Origin of the sequence: aff. Roholtiella sp. LEGE 12411 (genome assembly GCF_015206995.1) — a bacterium.
GTDB lineage: Bacteria > Cyanobacteriota > Cyanobacteriia > Cyanobacteriales > Nostocaceae > Komarekiella.
In genome coordinates, this window is record NZ_JADEXR010000059.1 from 9,941 (window position 1) to 31,974 (window position 22,034).

The 22,034-nt window shown below is 44.2% G+C and carries 5 protein-coding genes; all 5 read right to left on the minus strand.

Annotated elements, in window-relative coordinates:
- Positions 1-13: 13 nt before the first annotated feature.
- Positions 14-18,559: a non-ribosomal peptide synthase/polyketide synthase gene (locus tag IQ246_RS14935; RefSeq protein WP_244142038.1), complete on the minus strand. Its 18,546-nt coding sequence runs from the start codon at positions 18,557-18,559 to the stop codon at positions 14-16.
- Positions 18,547-18,690, minus strand: a complete 144-nt coding sequence (locus IQ246_RS14950) for a hypothetical protein (protein WP_194004147.1) — start codon at positions 18,688-18,690, stop codon at positions 18,547-18,549. Before IQ246_RS14950 ends, IQ246_RS14935 begins: the two co-directional genes overlap by 13 nt.
- A complete protein-coding gene (locus IQ246_RS14955; protein WP_194004148.1) occupies positions 18,675-18,920 on the minus strand; it encodes a hypothetical protein in 246 nt (81 codons plus the stop codon). The genes IQ246_RS14950 and IQ246_RS14955 overlap by 16 nt, the downstream gene beginning before the upstream one ends.
- A gap of 713 nt (positions 18,921-19,633) precedes the next feature.
- Positions 19,634-20,878 carry a bifunctional sterol desaturase/short chain dehydrogenase gene (locus IQ246_RS14960; protein WP_194004149.1) on the minus strand — a complete coding sequence of 415 codons (1,245 nt, stop codon included), beginning with the start codon at positions 20,876-20,878 and terminating at the stop codon, positions 19,634-19,636.
- 216 nt (positions 20,879-21,094) lie between these two features.
- The gene (gene aroF, locus IQ246_RS14965; RefSeq protein ID WP_194004150.1) at positions 21,095-21,967 is read right to left on the minus strand and encodes a 3-deoxy-7-phosphoheptulonate synthase; all 873 of its coding nucleotides are present in this window, start codon (positions 21,965-21,967) and stop codon (positions 21,095-21,097) included.
- Positions 21,968-22,034 lie beyond the last annotated feature (67 nt).

Genomic DNA, 22,034 nt, shown 5'->3' on the forward strand with positions numbered 1-22,034 from the left:
AAAAAAGAGTTTTTTATAATTCTCCTTCTTCGTAATCTTCTGATGTTTCTTTAATGGATAGTTGACCATCTTGGACAACACCAAGTACCTCAATGATTTGGGCTAAACCAACTACCGTCGGGTACTCAAGCAAATTTTGTAAGGACAATTCCACCGAAAAAATATCGCGCAAACGAGATATTACTTGAGTCGCTAGCAGGGAATGTCCCCCAATTTCAAAGAAATTATCCTTGATCCCAATGCGTTCGAGTCCCAGGACTTCACCCCAGATTTGAGCCAGTTGAGCTTCAATAGATGTTCGAGGTGAAACAAAACCAGTTGTAAGATTTCTGGTGGCTGTATCTGGTGTGGGAAGCGATCGCCGATCCACCTTGCCATTGGGTGTTAGGGGCAGGGTATTAAGGAGGACAAAAGCTTGAGGCACCATGTAATTAGGTAGCTTTTGTTGGATAAATTCACGCACTTGCGGCACTAGCTTCTGAACTAACTTGCCGTGTAGGGGATTGTTTGTGTAGTCAGTCCAGGGTTTGGTGGTGACTGCTGAACTATCCCAAAAAGCGTAGGCAAAGCCCGCCCCAGGCATCGCCCCTTGTGCTGGCGTCGAATTGTTGCGACAGAAAACCACATCGAATGAACCATCCTGACTACTCCCCCACCAACTCAAGTGAACGGTATAGCCCAGATGCTGCCCCAACTGGTAAAACTCTTCGGGATTGCTCCCAACTGTTGGCTGTTGTGCTAGTAGTTCCCGCAGTTGCCCGACTGTTTCGACACCAGGGTGATTTGACAAGCATTGCCAAATTTGTAGTGCTTGCTGTACCCGTTGATTAGGCACACCCCTGATTCCCAAAAGTTCTGGCTGCTCCTGGTGCAGCTGATTTTGAATCTGGGTAAATGAAAGCTGGTCTAGTTGCCAATTTAACCAAGGAACTATCCCTGTTTGGATATTACTACCCACATGCAGAGTGACATCATAGCGGAATTGAGTTAACTCATTTTGAGAGTAACCACGTTTGGGCTGAATCTCCACCCAAGTAATTTGGGGAAAACGTTGTTTGAGGGCGATGAAAAACCTAGGGTCGATGACCAATTCTTCTTCGGCGGCTACACTCTGGTATACTTGTCGCTGCCATTGTTCAATACTTCTTTCTGACTCAACGCGGGCTAACTGCACGGCTGCATGGTATGGCTCCAGCAAAGGCAAGTTGCGGACATCGCCCACGAAAATCTTGCCCGTAGTTGCGATCGCGGCGATCGCTCCTTCTAAAACCTGCAACAGATACTCTACACTGGGAAAGTACTGCACCACTGAGTTCAAAACCACTGTGTCGAAGGCTTCTTTGGGGATATTTTCAAAGTTATCTGCCGTTTGGTGCAGCAGTTTTACCCTTTCTAGACCCTCAACCGTGCTGCATAGCCGCTCAACGTTCTGTATCGCTGCTAAAGAATAATCGGCTCCCCAATACTGTTCGACGCCCTTGGCAATGCGAGATAGCAGTAACCCACTTCCACAACCAATTTCTAATACTCGTTGGGGTTCACCAGCCAGAATTCGCTGCACTGTGCTTTCAACCCACTCCCGCATTTCCAACTCTGGGATGGCTTGCCCGGTGTAACTACTGTTCCAACCAGCAATATTGAACGTGGGGTCATCTGTTGCTGCTTGAGGTTGGCTATAGGATTCTTCATAGAGCATTTGCCAGTCACTAACGTACTCCTTTTGCCATTGAGCAAGCTGTTGGGGTAATACCTGACCTTTAAGACCGGGGACTAAGTAAGCTACCAGACTGTTACTGAGGGCAGTCGAAGGGGATTTATCACCAGAATTGTCAACGCTGGCAACAACAACAGCCTGTTGTACCAAGGGGTGTTGGCTCAAAACAGCTTCAATTTCGCCCAATTCAATGCGGAAACCGCGAATCTTAACTTGATTGTCAATGCGTCCCAGGTATTCGATATTACCATCGGGTAAATAGCGGGCTAAATCCCCCGTTTTATACAATTTTGAATTGTCAAAGGGATTGGGGATGAATTTCTCTTGGGTTAACTCTCTTCGGTTGAGATAGCCTCTTGCCAATCCCATGCCACCAATGTGCAGTTCTCCTGGGACACCAATGGGCACTGGCTGTAAGTGTGAATCTAAAATATAGATTTGCGTGTTGGCAATTGGACGACCAATGGTAATTTTCTCATCTTCAAGAGTGCATTTGGCCACTGTGGCACAGACACTAGCTTCTGTTGGCCCATAACCGTTGAAGAAGTTTCTCCCAGCAGACCATTGCCTCATCAGTTCAACAGAACAAGCTTCGCCAGCGACAATCAATGTTTGCAGTGCCGGGAGTTCTTCAGTTGCCATAACGGCTAAAGCCGATGGTGGTAGGGTGATATGGGTAATGCCATAATCGCGTAATCGCTCAATTAATGGCGTTCCGGGCATTAGAGAGTCTTTGCTTCCCAGATAAAGTGTTGCCCCTGATCCCAAAGTCATCAAGATTTCCGAGATACAAGCATCAAAACTGAAAGAGGCAAACTGGAGAACTCGACTTGAATTTTGCAAGCCAAAAGCCTGAATCTGAGCTTGAGCTAGATTACACAATCCTTTATGCTCAACCATTACCCCTTTAGGTTTACCAGTAGAGCCGCTCGTGTAAATCACATTCGCTAGGTCAAAAGCTGTTACGACCCCAGTCAAGTTATCTTGTTTGTTTTGGGCAACTTCTCCCCATATTTCATCTAAAAAGACCAGATTTGCTTGATTTGGGGCTAGTTTATCAACCAAGTGCTGTTGGGTTAGCAGTACCGAAACTTGGGTGTCCTCTAGCATAAAGCCCAGGCGATCGCTAGGATATTCTGGATCAAGGGGTACGTAAGCACCACCCGCTTTGAGAATACCCAACAATGCTACCACTGTTAAAAGCGATCGCTCCACACACAACCCCACCAGTACATCGGCTCCCACACCCAAAGACCACAAGTAATGCGCCAATTGATTTGCTTTGGCATTCAACTGGTGATAGGTGAGTTGTTCATTTTCAAACACCACCGCCACTGCATCAGGAGTCCGCTCTACCTGCTCCTCAAATAACTGATGAATACACTTATTGAGTGCATAGTCTGTTTGAGTATCATTCCACTCCACTAACAATTGATGGCGTTCTGGCTGGGTGAGCAAGGGAAGTAATGCCACTGGCTGCTGGGGGTTATCAACAATTGCCCCAAGCAAAGTCTTAAAATGTTGCATCATGCGGGCGATCGTTGCCGCATCAAACAAATCGGCGTTGTAAGAACAAAAGCCCCCAAGACCTTCTGGTACATCCCACAAGTAAACTTCTAAGTCAACCCGAACTGAGTCCAGCCCTGAAGCCATCCCTTCAACCTTTAAATCAGGCAGATCCCAAGGGGAGGTGGGAGCATTCTGGAGGGCAAACACCACCTGTACCAATGGGTTGCGATCCAGATTCCGCTCTAGTTGCAACTCTTCGACTAACATCTCGAAGGGTAAATCTTGATGGTCGTAGGCATTTTGCGTAACTTTTCGCACCTGCGCTAGCAGAGCTTCAAAGGTCGGTTCTTGGGATAAATTGAATCTCAGTGCCATAGTATTGACAAAAAAGCCAATTAGCCCTTCAATTTCTGTCCGGTTGCGATTCGCAATTGGCGAGCCAACCACCAAATCTGTTTGTCCACTGTAGCGAGACATTAACACCACAAAACCTGCCAGCAGTATCATAAACAGCGTGCTTCCAGACTCTTGAGATAGCTTTTTGAGCTGCTGCGTTAGCAAGGCATCTAGTTGAAGTTGCTCTGTACCGCCTCGAAAAGTCTGTATGGCTGGGCGGGGGCGGTCTGTGGGTAATTCTAATAGAGGTGGCGCTCCTGTTAACTGTTGCTTCCAGTAGTTTAATTGACGCTCTAATACCTGATTTGTCAGCCATTGACGCTGCCATACAGCGAAGTCGGCATATTGTATAGGTAACTCTGGTAACTCAGCAGAAATACCCATTACAGAGCTTTGGTAATATGCTGACAGTTCACCGATTAAAACGCCCAGTGACCAACCATCAGCAGCAATATGGTGAATTGCTAGTACCAATACATACTCCTCAGTCCCAACTTGCCAAAGCTTGACTCGCAGCACAGAGCCATTAGCCAAATCGAATGGTTTGCAGACTTCCTCTGTTGCCAGTTGCTCTACAAGTTTTTCGGGGTCTGGCAAATTTTGTAGATTCACCACTGGTAAGGTGATGGTTGTATTGGGATCTATTACCTGTACTGGTTTGTTATTTCTGATTTCAAAGCGAGTCCGTAGAACTTCGTGGCGTTGAACTATCGAACTAAATGCTTCCTCTAAAGCTTTGACATTAAGATTTCCCAGCAAACGCAAGGTCATATCTATTGTGTAGGCACCACTTTCGCCCTCCAACTGATTGACAAACCACAGCCGCTCTTGCGCCCAAGATAGTGGTATATCTGCGTCTCTCTTAACGGGTGCGATCGCCGGCACTGCCAAGCTCAAACCACTTTCCAATTGAGCTAATATCGCCTCACTTAACTCGAATACTGTCGGTGATTCAAAGATATAGCGTAATGGCAACGAAGTCCCAAAGGCTTCTTGCAAGCGAGAAATTACCTGAGTCGCTAGCAGGGAATGTCCCCCAAGTTCAAAGAAGTTATTGTAAAGACCCACTTTTTCTACAAGTAGTGCTTTTTGCCAAATACCAGCAATGATTTTTTCGGTTTCTGTATTTGGCGTGATATAATAAGCTTCACTTAAAATTAGGTGATCTTTTGGCAGCGCCCGGTGGTCTATTTTGCCGTTTGGTGTTATGGGCAGGTTCTCTAGCACTACAAAGTTGGAGGGGATCATGTAGTCGGGCAAGAGTTTCTTGAGACTAGCTCTTAAAGATTGAGCCAAATTATCGGGGTAATTATTTTTTACATTGCCATAATCAGCAAATAATCGTTGATAGAAAGGTGTTTGCTGGAAATTATTTTTATAGTGATAGGAGACATATTCAAAGTTAATAATTTCTCCATTCTTTTTCAGCAGACTACCTTGAATTGCATAATCTGGGTTGAGATTATTTTCGCAAAGTGTTCTAGAACAAACTGCTTGAATGACATCACCGGATTCAACTTCAATCCCTGGTTCAAATACCGGGAAATAAACAGGAAGCCAGCAATACTCATGTTCGAGAATGTCTATTTCTTCTCCGGCAATAGTATGCAAATTCAGCCAGACTAAAAATCCATCCATTCGCCCATTTTTTTGAATTTCAAATTTAACTTTATGAGAAAATTCTGGGCTGATAGATTCATTGAAGTTCAAGTCTTCCAACACATCCACAGTGGATAAAACATTTGCTTGGGGAAATTTCTTAATACATACCCTTAAGTCAAATGGATATCCGACTTCCTCAAAGATTTTGTTGGTGTAATGTGCAGGAATTTCAGCAAATTTGGGATTGTGTAATATTTCATCTGGCAGAGTGACAGCAGCCATCTTAGTCATGCTTCTTTCCGGAATCATCAAACCATCAGGCTTGAGAAATCTTCTGGCGTTATTAATAATGACTGCTGCTCCTTCAGAGCCACCAATTGCTCCGACAATTGCTGAGACACAGACATCAGCGAGTTCTGGCAGTTCAACTGAAGTCGCATCTCCGTGAATAACTGTGATTTTGTCTGCTAAACCTAACTTTTCAATACAAGCTCTTGCTTGGTTGCAAACTTCCTCACTTATTTCAATTGCATAAATTTTCTTAGCACCTCCTTGGACACAAAATCTGGATAAAATTGCATCTTTACCTGTGCCGATATCAACAACTACTTTATTTTTGACCAATTGATTAATAGCGACTTTATAACTATCTCTGCGTCGATGGTCATTGGTCATCGCGTAATACAGCAATTCGTCATAGACATAGTATTCAGCTATAGATGGCCATAGCTCTACTTTGTCTGTTGATAATTTTTCTGGTTTCTTTGATGAAGAAAGGTTTTTCTGTTGCGGTACAACATAAGCTACTAGGCGTTTGTTATTTGATTGGTCTTCCTGTGCAACTACTACTGCTTCTCGTACTTCTCTTAGCTGGGACAACGCCGCTTCAATTTCTCCCAATTCAATGCGGAAGCCACGAATTTTTACCTGACTGTCGATACGACCGAGAAACTCGATATTGCCGTCACTCAAGTATCGTGCTAAATCTCCAGTTTTATAGAGACGGGAATGTGGTTCATCGCTAAAGGGATTAGGAATGAATTTCTCTTGTGTTAACTCTGGTCGGTTGAGATAGCCGCGTGCTAATCCTGCTCCACCAAGGTACAATTCTCCCGGTATACCCACAGGTACTGGTTGTAAGTTTTGGTCTAGCAAATAGATTTGCGTATTGGAAATTGCCCGACCAATGGGGATAGTTTTAGCTTTAGTTGGTAAGTCTTCTACCAAGTACCAAGAAGAAAAAGTGGTATTTTCTGTTGGGCCATAAACATGGAGCAAGTGCTGTGGAGCGCCTTTGTCTAAGACTTCTTGTACCCATCTGGGGTCAACAGCTTCACCACCAAATAGTAGATATCGTAGAGAACCAAATGCTTGCGGTACAAAATTGGCTAACTGATTGAATAAAGCTGTGGTTAAAAATAACACGCTGATTTCATGGGAGCGCATATTCACAGCAAATTCTTGGGGCGAAAGCAATATTGATTTGGTGATGATGACTAGCTTGGCTCCATGTAGCAATGCTCCCCAAATCTCGAAAGTGGCAGCATCAAAAGCAATATTTGCTGCTTGAGCAACACAGTCATCAGGTGTTAACTGTATATAGTTGGTGTTGAAGACTAATCGATTTACAGCCTGATGAGTTACGACTACTCCTTTGGGAGTGCCTGTAGAACCGGAGGTGTAAATCACATAAGATAGGTCTTCGGCGCTGACTGGGCTGTTTATATTATTCTGATTTGCTTGGTGAATAACTTGCCAGTCAGTATCTAAGCGGACAACACGCGCCTGATGTTGAGTCAGAGACTCTACTAATTTCTCTTGAGTCAACAGCACTTTTACCTGAGTGTCTGCCAGCATAAATTGTAAGCGTTCTTGGGGATACTCAGGGTCAAGTGGCACATAAGCCCCACCAGCTTTGAGAATTCCCAATAATCCCACAACCATTTCTAAAGAACGCTCTACGCAAATACCTACTAACTCATTGGCTCCTACACCTAAAGTTCGCAAATAGTGCGCCAATTGGTTTGCACGAGAATTCAACTCGTAGTAGGTGAGTTGTTCGTTTTCAAATACTACCGCTACTGCATCCGGTGTACGCTCTACTTGCTCCTCAAACAACTGATGGATACATTTATCAGCAGGATAATCCACCTCTGTATCATTCCAGCCAATTAATAACTGTTGCTCAACTGCTGTTAACATTGGCAATTGGGAAATGGGCAGATGTGGATTTGCCACAATTCCTTCAAGCAGACACGCAAAATGACCTGCCATCCGCTCAATAGTGCTGCTATCAAACAAGTCGGTATTGTATTCCAACACTCCCACAAATCCAGTCGCGGTGTTGGCGATCGCTAAAGTAAGATCAAACTTGGCAGTGACATTTTCTGGTGGCAAATCACTTATAGTTAGCCCACTCAGTTCTACACCAGACGTAGGGGTATTCTGAAACAAAAACGCCACTTGGAATAGAGGTGTATGGCTTAAATTACGCTGGGGCTGCAATACTTCCACCAGCATTTCAAAGGGCAAGTCCTGATGAGCATAGGCTTGCAGCGCCATTTCCCGAACATGAGTGAGTAATGATGAGAAACTCGGATTTTCAGATAAATCAGTCCGCATCACTAAGGTATTGACAAAAAAGCCAATTAACCCTTCGATTTCACTGCGATTGCGGTTGGCAATTGGTGTGCCCACCAAAATATCTGCCACATCTGTGTAGCGATAAAGTAAAGTATCAAACGCTGCCAACAGCGTCATGAACAAAGTTGCCCCTTGTTGCTGACTCAGTTGTACCAACCTTTGACTTAACTCAAGTGAAAGCTCAAATTTTTGATGTGCGCCAGCGAAAGTCTGTACTGCCGTTCTGGGTCTGTCTGTGGGCAGAGGTAATAAAGCTGGTGCATCTTTGAGTTGTTGTTGCCAGTAATTCAATTGGCTTTGCAGGACATCCCCTTGCAACCACTGTCTCTGCCATAGTGCAAAGTCTGCATACTGAATTGGTAGTGGCGCTAAAGTAGTTCGCTGACCTTGGGAATAAGCAGTGTACAACGCTGTGAATTCTTGGACAAATACTTCCATTGACCATTCATCAGAGACAATGTGGTGCATACACACACTCAATATGTGTTCTGTTTCATTAAGCACAACTAAGGTTGCTCTTACCAATGCTTGTGTTGCTAGGTCAAAGGGTTGGTTCGCTTGTTGTTGCACTAATTCCTGTGCAGCTATTTCTTGCTGGTTTGCGGCCAGATGTTGCAACTCAACAACGGAGATTTGCCAATCTGCGTGTGTTTGAATGATTTGCGTTGCTTGTCCATCAACGGCGATGAAGTTGGTGCGTAGCGCTTCGTGACGTGCAATTATTTCTTGCAAGCTTTGTTCTAAGGCAGCTTGATTGAGAGTTCCAACTAGACGCAAAGCTAGGGGGATGTTGTATAAGCCACTATTCGGCTGTAACTGTTCTAAAAACCACAAACGCTGTTGAGCATAAGACAGTGATAATTCTGCATTCTTTGCCCGCCTTAAGATGGGTAGGGAAGTTAGTTCTAAGTTTTGCTGCTGCAACTGCCCAACAATATGCGCCAATTCAGCAACTGTCGCTGCTGCGAACAGACTCCGCAATGGTAGTTCTACTTTGAAAATATTGCGGATGCGTGAAACCAGTTGGGTTGCTAGTAGCGAGTGTCCCCCAATTTCAAAGAAGTTATCATGTATGCCGACTTGCTCTACTTTCAGGACTTGCGCCCAAATTGGTGCCAGCATTTCTTCAATGGGGGTACGCGGTGCAACATAGTTGTCTTGGGATTCGCTCTTGAAGTCTGGTACTGGTAAGGCACGACGGTCTACTTTGCGGTTTGGTGTTAGCGGTAGTGACTCCAGCATCACGAAAGCCTGGGGCACCATGTAAAGAGGCAGAATACTAGAGAGGAACTGACGCAGTTCGCTAATCGTAGGTATCTTTTCATCCGGAACCACGTAGGCGACTAAGCGCTTACTTCGACTTCCCTCGGCTCCGGCTCCATCGAGCGAAGTCGAGATGCTCGGCACGAGTCGCTCAGTACTAGTATCCCCGATCGCATCTTCGCGGATAATCACACAAGATGTCTGCACATCTGGATATTGGTTCAGTACTGCTTCAATTTCACCCAACTCAATACGGAACCCCCGAATTTTTACTTGATTGTCGATGCGTCCAAAGCACTCAATGTTACCATCAGGTAGATAACGAGCTAAATCCCCTGTTTTATATAATCTACTCCCTCCTGCCTCCACAAACGGGTTGTGAATAAATTTTTCCTCTGTTAATTCTCGGAGATTGAGGTATCCTCTTGCTAACCGAACACCGCATATATGCAATTCGCCTCGGACTCCAATGGGTACGGGTTGGAGATGACGGTCGAGGATGTAGGCTTGCGTATTGGCAATGGGACGACCAATCAGCACAGAATTGGTTGTTTGTGATTGGGGATGAAGCAGATCGTTCACGATCGCTGTGACTGAGGCTTCGGTGGGGCCGTAGACGTTCAAACAATTGACGCGATCGCCTACCAATTGCTGCCATATTGTTACTGTTTCCGGTAGAACTGTGTCCCCACCCACAGCTACTAAGCGTAGACTTGGCGGCACAGTTGCATCTTCTTTAGATACTGCGATCGCCCATTCATGCCAATAGGACGGGGTGATATTTAAGACACTCAGCTTTTGTTGTTCAATAAATTGGGCAAGACTTGCAAAATCAGGGAACATTTGCGCGGGTCTTAAGACCACAGTTCCACCTTTGTACCAAGTGGGGAAGATTTCTTCGGCTGCAACATCAAAGCTGAAGGAAGCAAACTGCAAGACGCGATCGCTGCTAGTCAAACCAAATACTTCACTAATTGCACTGCTATGGTTAACTAAAGCCGCGTGAGTCAGCATTACGCCTTTGGGTTTGCCGGTAGACCCAGATGTGTAGAGTATACAAGCTAAGTTTTCTGGTCTGACTTCACTCACCGGATTTTCTTGACTTTGAGCGGTCAGCACCCCAGATTCTGCATCTAAGACAATGACTTTTACCCCTTGGACTGGCAAGGAATTGAGCAATTTATGCTGTGTAATCAGCACGGAGATTTGTGAATCCTGGGATATGTCAGCTAATCGCTGCTGGGGATAATCGGGGTCTAAGGGGACATAGCCGCCACCAGCTTTCAGGACGGCTAATAATCCGATGATGATGGATAGCGATCGCTCTAGATAAATCCCCACTAAAATCTCTGGCCCCACACCAATAGTTTGTAGGTAGTGTGCTAGTTGATTAGCTTGGGTGTTCAACTGGCCATAAGTTAATTGTTGATTTTCAAATATGACTGCTACTGTATCTGGGGTCAGATCAACTTGCGACTCAAATAACTGATGAATACACTGATCCCTTGGGTAATCTGCCTGAGTATCGTTCCATTCAACTAATAATTGTCGTTGCTCAACTTCTGTTAATATTGGCAGTTGGTCAATTCGCTCCTGGGGATTTGCCACAATTGCTTCTAGCAGTGTTACAAAATTACCTGCCATCCGTGCGATCGTGCTGCGATCAAACAAGTCTGTGTTGTACTCCCACACACCCACCAGTCCAGTAGCAGTGTTCGACATTGCTAAAGTCAAATCCAATTTTGCCGTTGCGCTTTCTATTGGCAATGAACTGACAGTTAACCCACTCAGTTCTACTTGAGATAGGGGATCATTTTGGAGGAGAAAATCTACCTGAAACAGTGGTGTATGGCTGAGATCTCGTTCTGGCTGCAATGTTTCCACCAACATTTCAAACGGCAAGTCCTGATGAGAGTATGCCTCCATTGCCATTTGCCGAACACGAGTGAGTAATTCGCTAAAGCTAGGATTGCCTGATAAATCAGTCCGCAAAACTAAAGTATTGACAAAAAAGCCAATTAACCCTTCGATTTCACTGCGATTCCGGTTAGCAATGGGTGTCCCCACCAAAATGTCTGATTGTTCTGTGTAGCGATAAAGTAAGGTATCATAAGCTGCCAACAGCGTCATGAACAAAGTCACCCCTTGCTCTTGGCTCAGTTTTGTCAGCCTTTGAGTTAGTTCAATTGACAGTGCAAACTCTTGATGTGCGCCAGCGAAGGTTTGCACAGCGGGTCTGGGTCGGTCTGTGGGTAGCACTAACAGGGCTGGTGCATCTTTGAGTTGTTTTTGCCAGTAACTCAATTGCTTTTCCAGTACATCCCCTTGCAACCACACTCTCTGCCAGATTGCGAAATCTGCGTACTGAATCGGCAGTGGCGCTAAAGGTGAGGGCTGACCTATTGAATAAGCACTATACAGCACCGCTAGTTCTTGGACAAACACACCCATTGACCAGCCATCGGAGACAACATGATGCATACACATTAACAATATGTGTTCTGTCTCATTAAGCACTACTAATGTTGCTCTCACTAATGCTTGTTTAGCCAGATCAAATGGTTGAATAGCTTGTTGTTGCACTAAAAGCTGAGAAGCAATTTCTTGTTCGGTTGTAGATAAATGCTTCAAATCAACAACTGATACTGTCCAATTCGTTTCTGTTTGAATGATTTGAGAAGCTTTTCCATCAACTGTAATTAAATTGGTGCGTAACGCTTGGTGACGATCAATGATTTCTTTTAAACTTTGTTCTAAGGCAGCTTGATTGAGAGTTCCCACTAGACGCAAAGCCATGGGAATATTGTAGAAGGAACTGTTTGGATCGAACTGATCTAAAAACCATAAACGCTGTTGGGCATAAGACAGTGGTAATTCTGCATTATGAATCCTTGGTAAAATGGGCGAGGAAGTAAGTTCTAAGTCTTGTTGCTGTAACTGCTGAATTGATCGCCCCAATTCGGCTACTGTCGGTGCAGCAAACAACTCACGCAATGGTAGTTCCACTTGGAGAATGTTGCGGATGCGTGAAACTAGTTGCGTTGCTAGTAGCGAGTGTCCCCCAAGTTCAAAGAAGTTATCATGAATGCCCACTTGCTCTACTTTCAGCACCTGTGCCCAAATTGGTGCCAGCATTTCTTCGATGGGCGTGCGTGGGGCTACATATTTGTCTAATAGTTCATGATGTAAATCCGGTGCGGGTAATGCACGGCTGTCTACTTTGCTATTGGGGGTAAGGGGTAGGGCTTCTAAAATAACAAAAGCATTGGGCACCATATATTCTGGTAGCTTGGCTTTCAGGTAGTGGCGCAGTTCGCTTACTGTGGGTGTCACCTCTTTTTGTGGCACGATGTAAGCAACTATGCGTTTATCCCCGGTCGTATCTTCGCGGGCGATGACTACAACTGTTTTGACTTGGGTGTGTTGGCTCAGTAATGTTTCTATCTCGCCCAACTCGATGCGGAAGCCCCGCACTTTGACCTGATTGTCGATGCGTCCTAAGTATTGGATGTTGCCATCTGGCAGATAACGTGCCAAATCTCCTGTCTTATACAAGCGATTGAATTTTGAATTGTCAAACGGATTGGAGATGAATTTTTCTTTTGTTAACTCTCTTGCGTTGAGATAGCCTCGTGCCAAACCTGCACCACTAATGTGCAATTCTCCTGCTACACCAACGGGGACTGGTTGTAGATATTTATCCAGGATATAGACCTGAGCATTGGTAATGGGTCGTCCAATCAATATGTCGGTTTTTGCTGGGTAATTTACTCGGTATAGGGTAGCTATAACCGTTGCTTCTGTTGGCCCGTAACCATTAAATAATTGGGGTGGATGGGAGAAGTGAGCAACGCTACTGTGCCAGCGGTTCACTTTTTCCAGTTGAGCTTTTTCTCCTCCAAAAATCACAATTCTGAGATTTTTGGGAATTCGGGAGTCTTGGGGGGTAAGTTCCGCAGCCAACTGATGCCAATACGCTGTAGGGAGATTCAAAACAGTTAACTCCCATTCTTGGCAACGCCGCCAAAATTCCTCACTTGAGTCCAGCATCTGTTCGGTTCGCAGCACTAATGTTGCGCCGACTAAAAAACCAGAGAAGATCTCTTCAACGGATGCGTCAAAGCAGATAGACGAAAATTGTAGAATCTGATCGTTTGAGTTTAAATCATATTCCTGGGTGACAGTGATCAGAAAATTTATCACTGAACGATGTTCAATCATCACCCCTTTGGGTTTGCCTGTCGAACCAGATGTGTAAATAATGTAAGCTAGGTTGTGGAATTGAACGTCACTAATCAGCCTGTCTGTACTGTGTTGAGCAATCACTGCCCAGTCACTATCTAAACAGATTGTTTTTCTAACTTGCTCTGGTAGTTGGACAAGGCATCTTTGTTGAGTCAGTAGAATGCCCAATTGTGTATCTTCGAGAATATAAGCCAGCCGCTCTTTTGGATACTCAGGGTCAAGGGGTACATAAGCCCCACCCGCTTTGAGAATACCAAGTAATCCTACCAGCATTTCCAAGGAGCGTTCCACACAAATACCCACCAGTACATCGGCTCCTACACCCAATGACTGTAAGTAATGCGCCAACTGGTTAGCCCGACTATTCAATTCACCATAAGTTAACTGTTGATCTTCAAATATGACTGCTACTGCATCCGGTGTACGCTCCACCTGCTGCTCAAACAAATGATGGATGCATAAATCATCGGGATAATCTACGCTTGTATCATTCCACTCAACTAATAACTGTCGTTGCTCAACTTCTGTCAGCAGAGGTAATTGGTCAATTCGCTGTTTGGGATTCGCCACAATTGCTTCAAGCATGGTCACAAAATGACCCGCCATCCGCTCAATAGTACTTGCATCAAATAAATCAGTGTTGTACTCCCACACTCCCACCAATCCAGTAGCAGTATTCTCCATTGCTAACGTCAAATCAAACTTGGCAGTTTGATTTTTGATCTTGAGTTGACTGACAGTTAACCCAGTTAACTCGACAGTTGGCATGGGCGAATTTTCCAGCACAAACATCACCTGAAACAGTGGTGTATGACTTAGATTGCGTTCTGGCTGTAATGTTTCCACCAACATTTCAAAAGGCAAGTCCTGATGAGAATATGCTCCTAGAGCCATTTCCCGAACACGACCTAATAAATCTTGGAAACTGGGATTAAGAGATAAATCAGTCCGCAACACTAAAGTATTGACAAAAAAGCCAATCAACCCTTCAATTTCATTCCGATTGCGGTTAGCAATTGGTGTCCCCACCAAAATATCAGATTGTCCTGTGTGTCGGTAAAGTAAGGTATCAAAAGCTGCCAACAGCGTCATAAACAAAGTTACCTCTTGTTGCTGACTCAGTTGTGTCAGCGCAGCAGTGAGTTCCAGGGAGAGCGGAAATACTTGACGTGCGCCAGCGAAGGTTTGCACAGGTGGTCTTGGTCGGTCAGTTGGTAGCGACAATAAAGCTGGTGCGTCTTTTAGTTGTTCTTGCCAGTAACTTAATTGGGTTTGTAGTACATCTCCTTGCAACCACTGTCTTTGCCAAATTGCAAAATCTGCGTACTGAATCGGTAGTGGTGCTAGATTTGAAGGCTGACCTTGAGCATAAGCATCATACAGCGCTGTTAGTTCTTGGACAAACACACCCATTGACCAACCATCAGAGACGATGTGGTGCATACACACACTTAAGACGTGTTCTGTCTCATTCAGCACTAATAATTTCGCCCTGACTAATGCTTGTGTTGCCAGGTCATAAGGTTGCAGCGCTTGTTGTTGGGCTAATTGCTGGTGTCGTTTTTCTTTTTCGGGTGCTGGCAGATGTTGCAACTCAACAACTGATATTTTCCAATCTGTTTGTGTTTGAATGATTTGAGTTGCCTGTCCATCAACAGTGATGAAGTTGGTGCGTAAGGCTTCGTGACGCGCAATGATTTCTCGTAAGCTTTGTTCTAAAGCTGCAACATTCAGAGTTCCTACTAGATGCAAAGTGATGTAGGTGTTGTAGAAAGGGCTGTTCGGCTCGAACTGGTCTAAAAACCATAAACGTTGTTGAGCATAAGACAGTGGCAGTTCTGTATTCTGTGTCCGCCTTAAGATTGGTGGGGAACTCAAGATTATATTTTGTTGTTGCAGCTGCCCAAGCGATCGCGCCAATTGAGCTACTGTTGCTGTAGCAAACAATTCCCGCAATGGTAATTCCACTTTGAAAATCTTGCGGATACGTGACACTAATTGCGTTGCTAGTAAGGAGTGTCCCCCAATTTCAAAGAAGTTATCATGAATGCCTACAAGCTCTAGTTTCAGCACTTGCGCCCAAATTTGTGCCAGCATTTCTTCAATTGGAGTCCGTGGGGCAACAAATTTATCTAACTGTGTGCTGTCTAACTCATGTGTTGGCAGTGCGAGGCGGTCTACTTTGCCGTTAGATGTGAGGGGTAAGGATTCCAGCAGCACAAAAGCGTTTGGCATCATGTAGCTTGGCAGTTGGTTGGTGAGAAACTGACGCAGTTCGCTTGCTGTGAGAGATTGTCCCACCTCTTTCACTACGTAAGCAACTAAACGCTTGTCTCCCGGTTCATCCTCTCGTACCACGACCACGTTTTCCCACACTGCGGGGTGTTGAGCCAATAATGCCTCTATTTCTCCTAACTCAATGCGGAAACCGCGAATCTTAACTTGGTTATCTATGCGTCCTAAATACTCTAACTCGCCATTGGGTAAATAACGTGCTAAATCCCCTGTTTTATATAATTTTGACTTGCCAAAGGGATTAGAGATAAATCGTTGTTGTGTCAGTTCAAGACGATTGAGATAACCACGTGTTACCCCAGCACCACCAACATACATTTCGCCTGGAATACCAATTGGCACTGGTTGTAACTGTTCATCCAGCACATACACCTGTAAGTCGGGAATCGGACGACCAATTACGCTTGCTGTCCTATTTAAATCGGCTTTGCTCAAGGGACGATAAGTGACGTGTACAGTGGTTTCTGTAATCCCGTACATGTTCACTAACTGGGGCAACTGGTCGCCATGACGCTCAAACCAAGGCTGCAAACTCTTAATTTCTAAGGCTTCTCCACCGAAAATTACCAGGCGCAAGTTCAAATCACCGATAGTTGCAATTGACTGTTCGGCTTGAATTAACTGGCGGAAGGCTGAAGGTGTTTGGTTGAGAATTGTTACTTTTTCTTGACACAGTAAGTTATAGAAAGATTCCGGCGATCGCGTCACTAAGTAGGGCACTACTACCAGTCGTCCACCATACAGCAATGCACCCCAAATTTCCCACACAGAAAAATCGAATGCATAAGAGTGGAATAGTGTCCACACGTCTTGTTCATCAAAGTGATACCATTCTGTGGCTGCAAAGAGACGAGCTACATTTGAGTGGTTGACTAAAACGCCTTTGGGCTTACCTGTGGAACCTGAGGTGTAGATGACATAAGCTAGGTTACTCGGTGTTGCCCCCTCACAAGGGTTTGAGGAGCTGTTTTGAGCAATTGTTTCCCAGTCGCTGTCTAAGTAGACGACACGTGCCTGATGCTGGGGTAATTTCTCAACTAGATGCTGTTGATTCAGCAACACTCTTACTTGAGCATCTTCTAAGATAAAGCTCAAACGCTCAGTTGGATACTCAGGATCAAGGGGTACATAAGCCCCACCCGCTTTGAGAATACCAAGTAATCCTACCAGCATTTCCAAGGAGCGTTCCACACAAATACCCACCAGTACATCGGCTCCTACGCCCAATGACTGTAAGTAATGCGCCAACTGGTTAGCCCGACTATTCAATTCACCATAAGTTAACTGTTGATTTTCAAATATGACTGCTACTGCATCCGGTGTACGCTCCACCTGCTGCTCAAATAACTGATGGATGCATAAATCATCGGGATAATCTACGCTTGTATCATTCCACTCAACTAATAACTGTCGTTGCTCAACTTCTGTCAGCAGAGGTAATTGGTCAATTCGCTGCTGTGGGTTGGCTATAATTCCCTCAAGCAATGTTTGGAAATGCCCCAACATACGAGCGATCGCCGCATCATCAAATCGGCTACTATCGTAGCTAATCTTCACCAGTAATTGCTCACCAGGGACAGCGACTACTGTTAGAGGATAATTAGTTTGTTGCAAGCCCCGAATCTTCTTTATGGAGAAACTGCCATTGGCTGATTTGAGCGCAGCCTCAAATGTATAACTTTCAAAGACAACAATGCTTTCAAATAAAGACGTACCCATGGGGACATCACTAAGACGCTGAATCTCTACCAATGAACTATATGAGTATTGCTCAGACTCAACTTGCTGCACCTGTAAATCTTTCAATAAAGCCAGTACCTGGGTGTCTGGCAAAACTTCAACTCGCATTGGCAACGTGTTGATAAATAGTCCCACCATCGATTCTATGCCGACAAGAGATGGGTCTCGACCAGATACAGTTGCACCGAAAACTACATCTGTTTCTTGGCTGTAGCGAGATAGCAACAATCCCCAAGTTGCCTGCACCAAATTATTGAGCGTCAAGCGATGTTGTCGTACAAAAGACCCAGCTGCGGCTGTTGCTGGCACCGTTAACTGAATTTGTTGTTCACCATAGCTGAGGTTGCTACTTTCTTGGTTTGGCAACAGTTTATCCACCGTCAAAGGAGTAGGTGCGCTAAAACCTTTGAGTTTTTCTTTCCAGAATTTTTCGGCTAAATCTTGATCTTGCTGCTGTAGCCAAGCAATATAGTTCCGGTAGTTAAGAGTTGGTTGATAACTTAAAGTTTCACCCTGAGAAATTGCTTGATAAGAGTACAACAGATCTTTGAAAACCAAAGGGAATGACCAGCCATCGAGCAATAAGTGATGGAAACTCCAAACGAATTGATAAGTATTTTTGTCCAATTGGATCAGATGTAGGCGCATCAATGGAGCTTGAGACAGTTGCAAGTTCTGTTGCCGATCAGAATCCAGAAAAATTTCTAATTGCTGTTGCTGGTCTTGTGCAGATAATTCTTGCCAGTCATAGCTTTCGACAGTAACTTTCACTTGTCGATACACTACTTGCACAGGCTGGTTCAACGACTGCCAAATGAAAGCAGTTCGTAAGATGGAATGCCGAGCTACCACTTGCTGCCAAGCTTGCTCAAACGTTGGTACATGCACATTTCCCGTCAAAGTGCAACTCAGTTGTACAAAATATACCCCTGACTCTGGAGCATACAAACTATGAAACAGTATCCCCTGTTGCATGGGAGATAATGGATAAATATACTCAATATTTTTTTTGTTGGTTTTGCTAAGTTCTGATTTCATAGATTTGCGAATATTTTGATCCAGTTCTAGTTGGTTAAGTTGTACTAACGGTAAATTTATGGGAGTATAATCTCCATTTTCCAAAGATCTACAATCAGCAATTAGTTCTTGCAATATTTTTGAGCATAATCTGTCAAATGTTGCGCCCAATCTTTGAAATATCTGGTTTTAGTAGGCAGTTGCATCGCTTGGTCTTGACACAGTTGCCAGTAAGGTGTAGGTAAACCTTCTAACAAATCTGCCAATAAATACCCTCAATTACCAAGTGGTGGATAACAACTAGTAATCGCGCCCTTTTGTCAACCCCAAACCAGAAAAAGGCCACTTGTACAAGATGCTCTGCGAGATTCAAGCTCGCCTGTAAGGAATTGACGGTGGCTGCGATCGCAATTTTTTGCTCTGTTTCTTTCTTTTGTACTTTCTCAGCTAGTGGGTGTTGGGTCAACAACACCTTTGGTTGAGCATCTTCGAGCATAAAACTCAGGCGTTCTTAGGGATACTCTGGATCAAGTAGAACATTGTTTGTGAGTTAAGGTTTACGTAATTGTTATTGCTAGATAGTGAATATAATCTGACTTTCATAACGATAGATTGTTCTATTGAAATATTATTTTTTAATTAAACAAGCTCGATTTAAGTTCAGATTACTAATCATTTCAGCTTCATTAACAAAACGCAATAGTAGTAAAACATTTAAATAGACAGTTAAGATAGTTAAGTAGACAGTTAAGATAGTTAAGTAGACAGTTAAGATAGTTAAGTGGACAGTTAAGATAGTTAAGTGGACAGTTAAGATAGTTAAGTGGACGGTTAAAATATTTTAAACGGTTAATAAAGAATAATTACAAACTGTAACTTCTTTGCAGCAACCGAGTTTGTGATCATCAAGGACTTCCGAAGAATAAATTATTCCAGAAAAAACAAGAAACACTATTTATGAAATAATAATAATCATTATGATGAGAAAAGGGGTTCCTGACGGGAACCCCTTTTTTCCTGTTCAACTATGCATGAAGAGTCTATACACCCTGATTGACTCAGGACTTACGCAAAATACTTCTCAAACTCTCATTTCTCTGTGCCCTCCGTGCTTCTGCGGTTTGATTCTTCCGTAACTTGTACGTAAGTCCTATGACTAACAGAAATCTAAGTTTAAAAACTTCTAGCTTACTCTTATCTCCTGCTCCTTCACTGACCCTTCGTCGTCTTGCTAAAAATTCGATAGTATAACCACCTACTAGTTTCCTTCAAAGGAAAAAGTATATATGTGAGAGGATTGATTGTCACAATAATATTTCGGTAGTCTCGTCGCGCCAAAAACAGGATGGCCCAAGCTACTTGCTGTGCTGACATCACTCCATAAGGATTGAGTTGACTCTTAAACGGGCCGAGGATTAACTTACGAATTACACAATCTCCGTCTAACCGTTTTAGAGTAACAATCTCCCCCAGGGCTCGTTTGCTGAGTTCATAAAGCGGACTAAGTGCTGGGGAAACCTCAGCCTCAGAAGTATTAACCCAAATTTCCTTAGTTGCCTTTGCCTGTGGCCCTGTTACAGTTGTCAAAAATATATCCATCAACCGCAACGCTGAAAAGGTATTCACCTCATAAGAGGAGTTGATAGCTTCAGGCGTACGGCTAGCGTAAAAATTTACTCCGTGGTTAATTATCAAAATATCTATCTTCTCTAAACTATCCCTCAGTTCGGCTTCATTACCTAACTGCCAGGGAACCACCTTCACCCCTACTTGCTCCCGTAATTTTTCTGGATTAGTGGTTAATGCGACGATTTTAGCATTCTGCTTGAGAAGTTCAGCAGCCAACGCTTGTCCTAAAGCACCTGATGCTCCGGTTAAAGCGACTGTTTTACCCTTAACAGACAGTCCTGTTCCCAGAATTTTATCCACTAACGGAAAAACTCCACTGTAGTAAGCATTAACATTATCAAAATGATGCCGCCAATGGTAAGAACGATTCACCCACCAAACGGATGGAGTTGTCTCTAAAGGGCCCGGTAAGTGGTTGTAATCTGTATCAATTGTTCCTAGGATATATCGTTGGGATGCACCAAACAAGAAGGTGCAAGCATATAGTACTCCCAGCCATAACCCCATTTGCTGAACAACTAAAGCAATTATCATCAATACTACTACCAATAGACTCGACTCTAAGATGTCGTGGTATAGCTGAGAATCTTGGTACGCTTTTAGGGAAACTATCGATAAATCTCGGCGATACGCCGTATGGTGTTTGTTATGCCATTTAGCAAGCCAACTGACCTGGTGACACAAAGCATGATAGCTGTCTCTTAAAACCTCAGCCAGCAAAAGTGAGAATAATCCCCAACTAGCAAACTGCAAGCAGGTATTTACCAAAACCCAATCAATCTGTAATTTGGCCTCAATTCCAATCAATTCAGCTAGTATCTTCATGATGTTTATCTAAACCGATTTTTCTTAATCATTCTTCATGATCCGATAAAGCTGGATTAAGATCGAGTTCTGGAGGGAACAAAGTTCCACGAGTCGAGGCGTTATTTCCTAGACTACTACTAATCTGGCAATAAATAATTGAAGTAGAGACGTTGCATTGAAGTAGAGACGTTGCATTGCAACGTCTCTACAGTGGTTTCCTGTATTGACCAATATTTAAGCAGCACAAAAAATCGGGGTGGATTTGGAACCTGCCCCGATCGCTTCTGATATACTCCGCCCAACAGCTGCCGCTATCGGCTTTAAACTATTAACCAGATGCACCATCTCTTCTAACGAAAGCGCTTGACGGGCATCAGAAACAGATTTTTCTGGCTCTGGGTGACACTCAATAATTAATCCGTCTGCTCCGCAAGCCACCGCAGCTTTAGCCATAGGTGCTACCAGTTCCCGTTTACCTACGGCGTGCGAAGGATCTACAATCACAGGCAGGTGAGTTATTTGCTTGAGCGCTGCTACTGCTCCTAAATCCAGCACGTTGCGTGTGTAATCATCGAAGCTACGGATACCCCTTTCACACAGCACTACATGAGGATTTCCATGACTGAGAATATATTCAGCTGCCATCACGAATTCTTCAATTGTCGCTGCTAAACCACGCTTAAGCAGTATCGGCTTACCAGCTTGCCCTAATGCTTTGAGCAAGTCGAAGTTTTGCATATTACGACTACCAACCTGAAGCATATCAGTGTGGGCGGCAACTACTTCAATTTGGGAAATGGACATAACCTCGGTGACGACTGGGATTTGGTGATGCGATCGCACCCTGGCCAAAATTTCCAATCCTTCCTCTCCCATACCCTGGAAGGCGTAAGGAGATGTGCGGGGTTTGTAGACACCGCCACGCAATGCTTGCACTGATGTAGTAGCTAGCTTTTGGGCAACTGTCTCCATTTGCTCTAAGCTTTCAACGGTGCAGGGGCCGCCGATAATTACCAGTTCTTTGCCGCCGAAAGCGACTTTTTCTGAAAGTTGAATGATTGTTTGGTGGTTAGTATGAGATTTTGCAGCAAGTTTAGCGTTAATCATGATTTCATTCTCTAAGTATTGGGGCATGGGGCATGGGGCATGGGGCATTGGGCATTGGGCATTGGGT